The sequence below is a fragment of the Dyella kyungheensis genome (assembly GCF_016905005.1).
In the GTDB taxonomy this organism is placed as follows: Bacteria; Pseudomonadota; Gammaproteobacteria; order Xanthomonadales; family Rhodanobacteraceae; genus Dyella; species Dyella kyungheensis.
Window position 1 is genome coordinate 212,977 of record NZ_JADIKC010000005.1, and the last position, 12,679, is coordinate 225,655.

The following is a 12,679-nucleotide window of genomic DNA, read 5'->3' on the forward strand; positions in this document are numbered from 1 at the left end:
TCTATGATGACGGCCGCGCGTTTGCACGGCCGTCGCGCGATCAACGCAGGTTGGAGTGCAGCAGGAAGCACTGATGCTGGCGGCGGAAATCCAGCAGGAAATCCATGTCGCGGAGGGCGCCGGCGCCCAGCGTGATGGGATGCTTGACGTTGTCGGCTTCAGTGTAGACATCGAACGTCATGTCGAACGGCTGGCCTGCGATGGTGAGCTTGACCTTGGCAGTGTCGGCATTGACGAACGCGTGCTTGCCGCCGATGTCGCCCATCATGGTTTTCGTGCGATGGAGTGTGGTGACCTCGTCCAGCGCGGCGCGCGTGCCGACCAGGTAGTGGCTCGCGCCCGTATCGAGCATCACCGATTGAGGCGTGTCGTTGACCAACAGCTGCGGATACAGCCGAATGTTGCTGCCCCAGGCCGCGCTGCTGACGCGCATGGCCGTGGCGCAGGCGGGCACGGGAGAATCCTTGCCGAAGACGTGGATATCGCTGCGGGTGATCTCCAGCGTGCCCAGCGGCGCCACCAGGTTGCCGCCGATCAACACGATATGCCGCGGCACCACGGTCACCGGTACGTTGTGCAGGGTGATGCCGCCCATCTCCAGTGTTTCGAGAACCCCGGCCTGGGTGGGGACATCCTTGGCGAGCCAGCCGTTGACGTGGCCTTTGCGATCGAGCGGCTTCACGCCCAGGCGGTCGGCGTCGTCCTGGCCCAGGATCATGTCGCTGGCGCCGGTGTCGAGGATGGCATCCAGCTCGTGGCCGTTGGCAGAAACGGTGAAACGGGGAGTGGTCTGGTCGTCCGGTCGTATCTGTCGCTCTCTTTGCTTCAGCGGCAGGATCACGTCGCCGGCGGGGATGTCGTAGGAAAGCATCGGCTCGTCGGCATGGCTGTCTAGCCAGGCCTGCATCTTGTCGAGCTCGGGGTCGATGCCGTGACCGCGAAAACGGGTGATGAGCTCGCTTTCCGCCTGGCGGGAATCGGCCCAGCGTCCCGCCAGTTGCAGGTTGCCGATGAGAAACTGGCCGCACGACAGGGCAATCAGCGGCCGCACGTCGAGCAGCGCGCTTTCGCAGGCGCTGGCGTCGGCGGTGGCGGCATCCAGGTTGAAATGCACGCGCTCCAGCGCCATCGCCGACCAGACATGGACGACCGGGTCGTGGTTGTCCTGGTACAGCTTGACCAGTGCGTCCGCGTCGGCGGAGCGCATCGCCTTCCAGATCGCCTGGAGATCGGTGTTTTCCTGTTCGATGCTTTCGGCGCCAGGAAGCACGGGATGGGAAACGCTGATTCCCCCGGCGGCCACGCCCGCACTCGCCAGGGTCAGCAGGCCGGCCAAGGCCGCAGCCCGCCAATCGTTACGCGTATTCCCCATCTGCCAATCCTTGTGATGATGCGGTTCCTGTCGCCCGTTCCGGGAAACGGTCGGCCCGTCGCACATGAACGCAGGTTCACGGTGGCCGTTTACACCGGGCGCATTCCGGCCGCTGAGGCACCTCTGTTATCCTAGAAGGCTGAATATCCGGAACTTCAAATCACATGATCGAGACCAATCCGATCCATGCGCAGATCGCGGACCTCAAGGGCCGCGTCGAGTCGCTTAGGGGGTATCTTTGACTACGCCACCAAGCGTGAGCGCCTCGAAGAAGTAAGCCGCGAACTGGAAAGCCCCACCGTGTGGGACGATCCGCCGCGCGCGCAGGAACTGGGCCGCGAACGCGCCCGCCTGGACACCATCGTCAGCGGTATCGACACCCTGACCTCCGGCCTCACCGATGCTGGCGAGTTGCTGGAGATGGCCGCCGCCGACAGCGACGAAGACACCGCCAACTCGGTGATCGCCGATCTGGCCGGCCTCGAAGCCAAGGTCGCCAAGCTCGAATTCCAGCGCATGTTCTCCGGCAAGATGGACGCCAACAACGCGTTCGTGGACATCCAGGCCGGCGCCGGCGGCACCGAGGCGCAGGACTGGGCCGAAATCCTGCTGCGCATGTACTTGCGCTGGGCCGAATCGCGCGGCTGGAAGGTCGAGCTGATGGAAGTGTCCGGCGGCGAAGTCGCGGGCATCAAGTCCGCCACGTTCCGCGTGGAAGGCGACTACGCCTATGGTTGGCTGAAGACCGAGATCGGCGTGCACCGCCTGGTGCGCAAGAGCCCGTTCGATTCGGACAACCGCCGCCACACCAGCTTCACCTCGGTGTTCGTGTCGCCGGAAGTCGACGACGACATCGATATCGACATCAACCCGGCCGATCTGCGCACCGACGTGTACCGCTCGTCCGGCGCCGGTGGTCAGCACGTCAACAAGACCGAATCGGCCGTGCGTATCACGCATATCCCGACCAATACGGTGGTGGCCTGCCAGACCGAACGCAGCCAGCACGCCAACCGCGATCGCGCCATGAAGATGTTGGCTGCGAAGCTGTACGAGCTGGAGTTGCAGAAGCGCAATGCCGAGAAGGATGCGCTGGAAGCGAGCAAGTCCGACATCGGCTGGGGCAGCCAGATCCGCAACTACGTGCTGGACCAGAGCCGTATCAAGGATCTGCGTACCGGCATCGAGCGTTCGGATACGCAGAAGGTGTTGGACGGCGATCTCGACGAATTCGTCGAAGCGAGCTTGAAGTCCGGCCTGGATGCTGGTGCCAAGCGCGTGGATGCCTGATCGACACCTATGGAACCTGGCCACGCCGGAGGTAATGCCCGCATGAATCGCAGGAAGACTTTTCGGACGCTGATGGCATGTGTCGCCTTGATGGCATGCCAGGGTACGGTCATTGCGCAGGACAACTCTGCCAGCCAGGGCGTCAAGAAGGATGCGCGCGCGGCCGGCAAGAAGGTCGGCGACGCGGGCCGCGACGTGGGCCATGCCACGAAGGACGCGGCCGTGTCCGTTGGGCACGGCGCGAAGGATGTGGGAGTGGCGGTGGGTCACGGCACGAGGGATGCCGCCCTGACCGTCGGGCACGGCGCGCGTGATGGATGGAATGCCACCAGGCACGCCGTCAAGCACGCGTTCGGTAAGGACGATTGATCATTGGTGGCGCGGGGAAAACCCTTCGCCCAGACGATCTGAAGACAAACAAAAAAATGCGTCCGCCACATGAGGCAGGCGCTGGCAGCGACGGGAACCTCATGACTGAACCGACCGATATCCAGCCCATCGACGAGAACAAGCTGATCGCCGAGCGCCGCGAGAAACTCAAGGCGTTGCGTGGGCAGGGCGTGGCGTTTCCGAACGATTTCAAGATCGACGCGTTCACGGGCGATCTGCAGGCGGAGTTTGCCGATGCGGAGAAGTGGACCGCGGAAGCCATCGAAGGCCTTGCTCGCCGCGTGAAAGTCGCCGGTCGCGTCATGCTCAAGCGCGACCAGGGTAAGGTCGCCTTCGTGCAGATGCAGGATGTCAACGGACGCATCCAGTTGTTCATCCACCAGGGCACGGTGGGCGAGGATACGTACAAGGCGTTCAAGAGCTGGGACATGGGCGACATCGTCGGCGCCGAAGGCACGCTGATGCGCACGCGAACGGGCGAGTTGTCGGTGAAGGTGGATGTGCTGCGCCTGCTGACCAAGAGCCTGCGTCCGCTGCCGGACAAGCATCACGGCATGGCCGACGTGGAGCAGCGCTATCGCCAGCGCTACGTCGACCTGATCGTCACCGAGGAAGCGCGCCGCACGTTTGCGCAGCGCTCCAAGATCATCGGCTTCATGCGCAAGTGGCTGGAAGCCGAGCCGCGCCGCTTCATGGAAGTGGAAACGCCGATGATGCACGTGATCCCGGGCGGCGCCACGGCGCGTCCGTTCGTGACGCATCACAACGCGCTCGATATGGACCTGTTCCTGCGCGTGGCGCCGGAGCTGTACCTCAAGCGCCTGGTGGTCGGCGGTTTCGACCGCGTATACGAGATCAACCGCAACTTCCGCAACGAGGGCGTGTCGACCCGACACAACCCCGAGTTCACCATGCTCGAGTTGTACCAGGCGTACGCCACGTACACCGAGATCATGGACATCACCGAGGAAGTGATCCGCGAGACGGCCAAGAACGTGATCGGCACCACCAAGCTGGTGTGGGAAGGGAACGAGATCGACGTGGGTCCGGCGTTCCGCCGCTGGAGCATGGAAGACGCCGTGCTGGAGTTGAACCCGGAGATCAAGCGCGACGACCTGCGCAATCGCGAGGCGATGGCCGCGCACGCCAAGCGTCTGGGTTGCCAGGTGAAGGACGGTTTCGGCTGGGGACGCCTGCTGCTGGAAATCTTCGAGAAGACGGTGGAGCACACGCTGATCCAGCCGACCTTCATCACCGATCATCCGGTTGAAGTGTCCCCGCTTGCGCGCGAGAGCGACACCAATCCCGGCATCACCGACCGCTTCGAGCTGTTCATCAACGCCAAGGAGCTGGCCAACGGCTTCTCCGAGTTGAACGACCCGGAAGACCAGGCCGCCCGTTTCCAGAAGCAGGTGGAAGCCAAGGTTGGCGGCGACGACGAAGCGATGCACTTCGATGCCGACTACATCCGCGCGCTGGAAGTGGGCCTGCCGCCGACCGGCGGCCTGGGTATCGGCATCGACCGTCTGGTGATGCTGCTGACCGGTTCGGCATCGATCCGCGATGTGTTGCTGTTCCCGTATATGCGCCCGGAAGCCTGAGTACCCGCGCATGAAAAAGCCCCGGCGAGACCGGGGCTTTTTTTATGGGTCAGCGATAGGCGCGCAGACGACGGCGCAGCAACGCCGACTGCAGTACGTTGACCGCGCTGGAGGCCGCCCAGTACAGGCCAAGGCCGGCGGCGGCGTGCCACACCACGATGAAGGACACGAGCACCGGCAACAGCTGGAGTACGGTTTTGAGCTGGGTCGACATCGCCGGGTTGAGCGTGATCGCCGCATAGCTAAGCGCCCCGACCAGCAGCGCCAGCAGGATGTCCGGCCGTGCCAGCCGTGGAATCCACAGGAACGATCCGGCGCCGGCCAAACCCTGGCGGATAGCGCTGTAGACGCCCAGTCCGAGTGGCGCCTGCACCAATGCGGTCAGCAGCCCGCTGCCCATGCCGGCGCCGATGCCGTGTTCGCGGTAAAGCGTGCGCATCGCGGCCGCGTGCGCCGTCGGGTCATCGGCATGGCGTTTCGCCAGCTCTTCCAGCTTCGGCTTGATGGCTTCCATCTTGCGTCGCTGGTGCCAGCCCTGCTCGGCGGTGCGCAAGGTCAACGGCAGCAGCCCCAGTCGAACCACCAGTGCCATGACGATGATGGCGAGCCCGTAGCTATTGCCCAGTTCGTGAGCCAGGCCGCCCAGCACCTGGTTGATCAGGGTGACAAATCCGTTCCACAGCTCCATTTACCTCTCCCTTCTTGGTGTCCCCGAGGTGCGAGCGCCGTGATGGCACTGCCGCTTCCCACGCCACATGGGCGCCGCCGACCCAAAAGCAAGGCCACCCAGCGGAGGAGTGGCGCAGTCGGCTAAACTTTCGCTTTTGCCCCGTAGGTGTTTCCCATGTGGTTTGCCATCGTCGGAACCGATGTCCCCGATTCGCTGGAAAAGCGTAAGGCTGCGCGCCCCGCGCATATCGAGCGCCTGCAGAAGCTGCTGGACGAAGGCCGCCTGTTGATCGCCGGCCCGTTTCCCGCCATCGAATCGAACGATCCGGGCCCGGCCGGCTTCACCGGCAGCCTGATCCTGGCCGAATTCCCGTCGCAGGCCGAGGCGGAAGCCTGGGCCAAGGTCGACCCGTACGTCGACGCCGGCGTCTACGCCAGCGTCAGCGTGAAGCCGTTCATCAAGGCGCTGCCGCGGGCATGAGCGCGTCCATGGTCGAACAGATCCGCGAGCGGCTGCAGCAGGCGCTCGACCCTTCGACGCTCGAGGTGCTGGACGAGGGCTACAAGCACGCCGGCCACGCCAACGAAGGGAAGGGGCATTTCCACGTGCGCATCGTCAGCGCGGCCTTTGCCGGACAGCTCTCGATCAAGCGTCATCGCCTGGTCTACGCGGCCCTGCAGGGGCTGATGGACAACGGTATCCACGCGCTGTCCATCGATGCGAAGGCGCCGGGGGAATAAGCCCCGCGGCGGCTCGGTTTCGGCGGGAAGTGCTTACTTTTTAGCCAGTTCGCGGCGTTCCAGGCCCATACGCCCCGACGCCTTGCTTCCCGCCAAATTCCTTCGTCACCTAAATTCTTTTATAACATTGGCTTACAAGCTGCTGTTAAAGTGAAACATAGTGTCTAAACGCATTGCGGCTGGGGCCGGCGTTTGGCACAGTGACCCATCGCCCGGGCGCCCCCGGGCTTATCCACTTTTGCCGCCGATGCCCGCATGCGCCTGACTACGATCAAACTCGCCGGCTTCAAGTCCTTCGTGGACCCGACGACCCTGCATCTGCCGACCAATATGACCGGCGTGGTCGGTCCCAATGGTTGCGGCAAGTCCAACATCATCGACGCCATCCGCTGGGTGATGGGCGAAAGCGCGGCCAGCCGTTTGCGCGGCGACTCGCTCACCGACGTGATCTTTTCCGGTTCCAACGCGCGCAAGCCGGTGGGCCAGGCCACGGTCGAGCTGATCTTCGACAACGCCGACGGCACCATCCAGGGCGAATACGGGCAGTACGCCGAGATTTCGGTGAAGCGCCAGGTCACGCGCGACGGTCAGTCGGCGTACTTCCTCAACGGCGCGCGCTGCCGCCGCCGCGATATCACGGATCTGTTCCTCGGCACCGGCCTGGGTCCGCGCAGCTACTCGATCATCGAGCAGGGCATGATCAGCCAGATCGTCGAGGCCGCGCCCGACGAACTGCGCACGCATCTGGAAGAAGCCGCTGGCATCTCCAAGTACAAGGAGCGCCGCAAGGAAACCGAGAGCCGCATCAAGGCCACCCGCGAAAACCTCGACCGCGTGCGCGACGTGCGCGACGAAGTGGACAAGCAGCTCGAACACCTGAACCGGCAGGCCCGCGCCGCCGAGCGCTGGAAGGCTTTGAAGGACGAGCAGACGCGCAAGGAAGCGGAGTTGCGCGCGCTCGAATACCGCGGCCTCAAGGGCCAGCACGACCAGGAAGGCTCGGGCCTGTCCGCGGCCGAGATCGAGATCGAGAAGCACGTTGCCAGCCAGCGCCATCACGAGGCGCAGATGGAAACGGTGCGCGAGCGTCACACCGATGCCACCGATCATCTGAACAAGGTGCAGGCCGAGGTTTACAAGGTCGGCGCCGAGATCGCCCGCGTCGAGCAGCAGGTGCGTTTCAACCGCGAAACCGCCGATCGCCTGCAGCGTGCGCAGGGCGAGACCGAGCGCGAACACGCTGAACTGGCCGAGCACATCGCCAACGACCGCACGCAGGTGGAAACGCTGCGCACGGCGCTGGCCGAAGGCGAGCCCAAGCTCGAGGCCCTGCAGCAGATGCAGGACGACACCACCGAATCGCTGCGAGACACCGAAACCAAGCTGGCCGACTGGCAGCAACGCTGGGATTCGCACACGCGCACGGCCGGCGAGTCCAGCCGCGCTGCCGAAGTGGAGCGCACCAAGCTCAATTACCTGGATCGCCAGGGCGTCGATCTTGGACGCCGTCGCGAAGCGCTGGAGGCCGAGCAGAAGGCCACCGATATCGCCGCACTCGATGCCGCGTCCGAGCAGTTGCTGGTCGAGCACGACACGCAGCGCGAACGCGTCGAATCGCTGGGCAGCCTGCTCGATCAGCACAAGCTCAGCCACGAAAAAGTGTTGGACGAAGAGCGCCAGGTGCAGTCGTCGCTCAACGAGGCGCGCCAGCAGTTGCAGACCGCACGTGGCCGTCACGCCTCGCTGGAAGCCCTGCAGCACGCGGCGCTCGGCCAGGAGGAAAGTGCAGCGAGCGGCTGGCTGGCGCGTCTGGGGTTGGACAAATCGCGCCGCCTGGGCGAATCGCTGCAGGTGGAAGCAGGTTGGGAAACAGCCGTCGAAACGGCGCTCGCCGGTTTCCTCGATGCGGTGCTGGTGGACGAATCGCACACCCTCGCGACCGAATTCGGCGCGCTGGAGAATGCGGACGTGGCCTTGGTCAACGGCGCCGACGGCGGTGTGAATACCGCCGGCACGCTGGCGGCGCATGTGCGCGGTCCGGCGGCGGCGCTGTCGATCCTCAATCATGTGCTCACCGCCGACTCGATTGAACACGCGCATCAGATCGTTGCCGGTCTCTCGGCGCTGGCGCCGTACCAGTCGGTGATGACGCGCAGCGGCGAGTGGCTGGGCCCGGGCTGGGCGCGCGTGCGTCGTGCACAGGGCAACCAGGTGGGCGTGCTGGCGCGCGAGCGCGAGATGCGTACGCTGGCCGAGCAGATCCAGGCGCTGGAAGACCGCATCGAAGAAGCCACTGGCACGCTGGACGATTTGCGCACGAGCAAGTTCGAAGCCGAGCGTGCGCGCGACGATGCACAGCGTGAACTCTACAACGCGCACCGCCGTCAGTCGGAACTGGCCGGCCAGGTGCAGAGCCATCGCGGCAAGATGGAAACGGCGCGTGCCCGCGCGGAAAAAGTCGCCGGCGAAGTCAGTGACCTGATTGCCCAGCTCGACGAATTGCAGACGCAGACGCGCGAGGCGCGGGCGCGCCTGGACGAATCCGTCGGCCACATGGGCGACATGGAAGACCAGCGTCGCGAACTCGAGAACGAGCGCCGCGCGCTGCTCGAAGCGCGCGAAGAAGCACGCATGAATGCACGCGAAGCGGCCGACCAGGCGCACGCGCTGGCGCTGTCGATGGAGTCCAAGCGCTCCTCGCTCACGTCGCTGGAACAGTCGCTGGCGCGCATGGACACGCAGTTGCGCCAGATCGAAGCGCGTCGCAGCGAAATTGCCGAACAGCTGGCCGCCGGGTCCGATCCCATCGCGGAACTGGAAGCCGAACGCCAGACCTATCTCGACCAGCGCCTGCTGGTAGACAAGCAATTGGTGGAAGCGCGGCGTGCGCTGGAAGACTGCGACGGCGAATTCCGTCGCCTGGAGCAGGAGCGCCAGCGCATCGAGCAGCTGCTGCAAGGCCTGCGCGAGAACCTCTCGCAGAAGCGCCTCGCCGCTCAGGCACTGCAGTTGCGCGCCGAGCAGCTGGCCGAAGCCATCACCGCGTCGGGCCTGGAACTGGAGCTGCTGCTGGCCGAGCTCGCGGAGAACGCCGACGCCAGCCAGTGGCGCACGCAGCTGGTCGAGATCGGCCAGAAGATCGTTCGCCTGGAACCGGTGAACCTGGCCGCGATCCAGGAACACGCCGAGCAGAGCGAGCGCAAGACGTACCTCGACAACCAGCTGACCGACCTGGTCAGCGCGATGGAAACGCTGGAGGCGGCGATCAAGAAGATCGATCGCGAAACGCGCCAGCGCTTCAAGGAAACCTTCGATCGCGTCAACGCCGGCGTGCAGGAACTGTTCCCGCGCCTGTTCGGCGGTGGCCACGCCTACCTCGAACTCACCGGCGACGACCTGCTCGATACCGGCGTGGCGATCATGGCGCGCCCGCCGGGCAAGCGCGTTTCCAACATCACGCTGCTTTCCGGCGGCGAGAAGGCGTTGACCGCGGTGTCGCTGGTGTTCGCCATCTTCGGCCTCAACCCCGCGCCGTTCTGCCTGCTGGACGAGGTGGACGCGCCGCTGGACGAGGCCAACGTGGGGCGCTTCTCCAACATGGTGCGCGAGATGAGCGAAAAGGTGCAGTTCATCTTCGTAAGCCACAACAAGGCCACTATGGAAGCGGCTTCCCAACTGTGTGGCGTGACCATGCGCGAACCGGGCGTGTCGCGCCTGGTGCAGGTGGATCTCGCCGAAGCAGCTAAACTTGCGGGCGCAGCTTGAGGATTTGATATGACCGCGCAACCCGTACTCGCTTTCGCCTGGAATGCCGCCGTCGGCATCCCGATGCTCATCCTTGGCCTGGTCGTGCTGGCGGCGATGTGGCTGTTCGGCCAGCCGAAGAAGGAGCAGGGCAAGCGGCGTGTGGTGGTGATGGCCTCGGGCGAGCGTCGCGAGCCGACCTTCGGTACCGAAGGCGAGACGTCCGACGAACCCTCGTTCAGTGCGCGCGAAGATTTCCACATGGACGAGCTCGATGCTCGCCAGTCGCCGCAACAGGGCGAGCTCGACGTCGGTTTCCGCGAGGAACTGGAACGTCTGGGCGCCACGCTTGCGGACGGCAAGGATCGCGGCGGCAAGGGCCGCGTCGATCCGGCACCGGTGGGCCGGCCGCTGGGCATGGCTGCATCCATTGTCGATGCGCTGCGCGCACCGCCGGAGCAGTTCGAACAAAGCCTGGCGCAGGCCACGGGGGCCGATCAGGTCGCCGCGCCGCGCGTGCATGAGCCCGAGCCGGCCCCGGTAGCCGCCCCGGCCCCTGCGCCGATGCCGGAGACGCCGCGCGTGCCGCCGCGCTCGGACGTTGGCCGTCGCCCGGAACGCCTGCCGGTGGAACGCATCGTCACGCTGTTCGTGGTGGCGCGCGAGGGCAATGTCTTCAACGGCGCCGACCTCATCGTGGCCGCCGAAAAGACCGGCCTGGAATTCGGCGACATGGGCATTTACCACCGGCTGCTGGACGGCAAGCGCGAGCTGGGTCCGATCTTCAGCGTCGCCAACATGGTCAAGCCCGGCAATTTCGACCTCAGCCGCGTGGACGCCATGCGTACGCCGGGCCTGAGTTTCTTCATGACGCTGCCGGCACCGATCCCCGCGCTCGACGCGTGGGACGCCATGCTGCCCACCGCGCAACGCCTGGCCGAACTGCTCGATGGCCAGGTGCTGGACGAGGAGCGCAATGCCCTCGGCCGCCAGCGCGTGGCGCATATCCGCGACGAGCTGCGCGGTTGGGATCGCGATCACGAAGGCCGGGAAATCACCTTCGGGCGTTGATCCCTGTAGAGACCGGCTAGCAGCAACCTCCCCCTGTGGGAGCGCACCCTGTGCGCGACTGGGCGTGGCTACGTAGCGACGCCTAGTCGCGCACAGGGTGCGCTCCCACAAAGGGCAGTCTTCATCCAAGACCTTGCGCCCGACTGCTACCTCAGCCACAGTCGCTTCCAAGGAGGGAACATGGCCTGCACCTTGTTGCGTCGCCTCGCCTGTCTAGGGCTGTTGGCGCTGGCTGCCTGCACCCATTCGGATCTTCGTCCCGATTACCCACGCATTCCCAGCACGGTGCTGCCGGTCCAGCCGGATGCGCCGCTGGAGGCGTACGCCAAGCGCATCGCTGCGCAACATGGCAGCGACAGCGGCCTGCGGCTGATCAGCGACTCCAACGACGCCTTGCTGGCGCGCATTGCGCTGGCCAATCGCGCCGTGCATTCGCTCGACCTGCAGTACTACATGTTCCATTCCGATGCGACCGGCGGCCTGCTTGCGCAGCGCCTGTTGGCGGCGGCCGATCGCGGCGTGCGCGTGCGCCTGCTGCTCGACGACCTGCATGTGGCCGGCAACGACGATGTGCTGCGCATCCTGGATGGCCATCCGAACATCCAGATCCGGCTCTTCAATCCCTTTCTGGATCGCAGCAAGTCGACCTTGAGCATGGGCATGCAGTTTGCCGGCGATTTCTCCCGGCTCAACCGGCGCATGCACAACAAGGCGATGATCGCCGACGGCGCCATGGCCATCGTCGGCGGCCGCAATATCGGCGACGAATATTTCGATGCGGACGACAGCGTCAACTTCCGCGACCTGGATGTGCTGACCGTGGGTCCCGTGGTGGCTGAAGTCGGGCAGATGTTCGATCGGTACTGGAACAGCGAGCAGTCGTTTCCGATTGGGGCCTTCCATCGCAAGACGCCCAGTGCCGAGAAGTTGGCGCAGCTGCGCAAGACCATGGCGGCGAGCGCGCGCCAGTTCAGCGAGAGCGGCTATGCGCAGAGTCTGGTCGCCCGCGTCGGCGACCTGGCGAACGAGGCGCCGGCCACCGCCTGGGCCTGGGGCACCGCCACGTATCTGGCGGATGATCCGGAGAAGGGCAATCCCGCGGCTGATGCCAAAGACCTGCACATGGCGCCGCAGATCCGCGCGTGGATGGATGGCGCGCAGCAACGGCTCACCTTGATCTCGCCGTACTTCGTGCCGGGCGACAAGGGCGTGGCGTACTTCAAGGGCATGTGCGACCGCGGTGTCGAGGTGGCGATCCTCACCAACTCGCTGGCCTCCACGGACGCCGGCAATGTCTATGTTGCCTATGCGTCCTATCACGTGGCTTTGTTGAAGGCCGGCGTGCATCTGTACGAATTGAAGCCGGACGCCCGGCGCGGCCGCGGCGGCAGCAGTTTCTTCGGCTCGTCCTCCGGCAGCAACAGCCTGCACGCGAAGGCGATGGTGGTCGACGAGCAACATGCCTTTGTCGGCTCGATGAATCTCGATCCGCGCTCGGTGCACATCAATACCGAAGATGGCGTGATCGTGGACTCGCCGGCTCTGGCCAAGGCGCTGCTGGCGATCTTCGCCGACGCGACCAAGCCGGTGCACAGCTACCAGGTGCTGCTGGACGACAAGGGCAGCGTGTACTGGCTGGGCAAGACGCCGGGCCAGCCGGAGGTTCGCTACGACCACGCGCCGGAGACCAGCTGGTGGCGGCGCTTCAAGGTCAACGCCAGCGGGTTGTTGCCGATCGAAGGCCTGCTCTGAGGTTTCTCCGGCACGGCCCTTGAAGTCCGGAGCAGCCGGACCTATGATT

At 65.2% G+C, this 12,679-nt stretch carries 10 protein-coding genes; 8 read left to right on the top strand and 2 right to left on the bottom strand.

What is annotated here, in order from left to right; translation table 11 throughout:
- Positions 1-40: 40 nt before the first annotated feature.
- A complete protein-coding gene (locus ISP20_RS12350; protein WP_204636395.1) occupies positions 41-1,372 on the bottom strand; it encodes an aspartyl protease family protein in 1,332 nt (443 codons plus the stop codon).
- Positions 1,373-1,536: 164 nt separating this feature from the next.
- Here ISP20_RS12350 and prfB point away from each other — a divergent pair.
- The 3 genes from prfB to lysS all read left to right on the top strand — a co-directional run bounded on the left by prfB (position 1,537) and on the right by lysS (position 4,653).
- Positions 1,537-2,662 (top strand): peptide chain release factor 2 gene (prfB, locus tag ISP20_RS12355; RefSeq protein ID WP_204636396.1). Its coding sequence is split into 2 segments (ribosomal slippage): positions 1,537-1,611 and positions 1,613-2,662, totalling 1,125 coding nucleotides; the frame shifts between segments, so codons are not numbered across the junction.
- A 42-nt stretch (positions 2,663-2,704) separates the two neighbouring features.
- Positions 2,705-3,031: a hypothetical protein gene (locus tag ISP20_RS12360; RefSeq protein ID WP_239535754.1), complete on the top strand. Its 327-nt coding sequence runs from the start codon at positions 2,705-2,707 to the stop codon at positions 3,029-3,031.
- 101 nt (positions 3,032-3,132) lie between these two features.
- On the top strand, positions 3,133-4,653 hold the full coding sequence (gene lysS, locus ISP20_RS12365) for a lysine--tRNA ligase (RefSeq protein WP_204636397.1): 1,521 nt from the start codon (positions 3,133-3,135) through the stop codon (positions 4,651-4,653).
- A 49-nt stretch (positions 4,654-4,702) separates the two neighbouring features.
- On the opposite strand, the gene ISP20_RS12370 is transcribed toward lysS, so the two are convergent.
- A complete protein-coding gene (locus tag ISP20_RS12370; RefSeq protein WP_204636398.1) occupies positions 4,703-5,341 on the bottom strand; it encodes a YidC/Oxa1 family membrane protein insertase in 639 nt (212 codons plus the stop codon).
- 156 nt (positions 5,342-5,497) lie between these two features.
- Here ISP20_RS12370 and ISP20_RS12375 point away from each other — a divergent pair, with 156 nt between their 5' ends.
- The 5 genes from ISP20_RS12375 to ISP20_RS12395 all read left to right on the top strand — a co-directional run bounded on the left by ISP20_RS12375 (position 5,498) and on the right by ISP20_RS12395 (position 12,630).
- On the top strand, positions 5,498-5,803 hold the full coding sequence (locus tag ISP20_RS12375; protein WP_204636399.1) for a YciI family protein: 306 nt from the start codon (positions 5,498-5,500) through the stop codon (positions 5,801-5,803).
- A gap of 8 nt (positions 5,804-5,811) precedes the next feature.
- Entirely contained in the window at positions 5,812-6,063 is a 252-nt protein-coding gene (locus ISP20_RS12380) for a BolA family protein (protein WP_425490822.1), read from the top strand.
- Between the two features lie 255 nt (positions 6,064-6,318).
- Positions 6,319-9,828, top strand: coding sequence for a chromosome segregation protein SMC (smc, locus tag ISP20_RS12385; protein WP_204636401.1), 3,510 nt, complete (start codon positions 6,319-6,321; stop codon positions 9,826-9,828).
- 9 nt (positions 9,829-9,837) lie between these two features.
- The gene (gene zipA / locus ISP20_RS12390; RefSeq protein ID WP_204636402.1) at positions 9,838-10,878 is read left to right on the top strand and encodes a cell division protein ZipA; all 1,041 of its coding nucleotides are present in this window, start codon (positions 9,838-9,840) and stop codon (positions 10,876-10,878) included.
- A 180-nt stretch (positions 10,879-11,058) separates the two neighbouring features.
- Complete coding sequence (locus ISP20_RS12395) at positions 11,059-12,630, top strand: phospholipase D family protein (RefSeq protein WP_204636403.1); 1,572 nt, start codon at positions 11,059-11,061, stop codon at positions 12,628-12,630.
- Positions 12,631-12,679 lie beyond the last annotated feature (49 nt).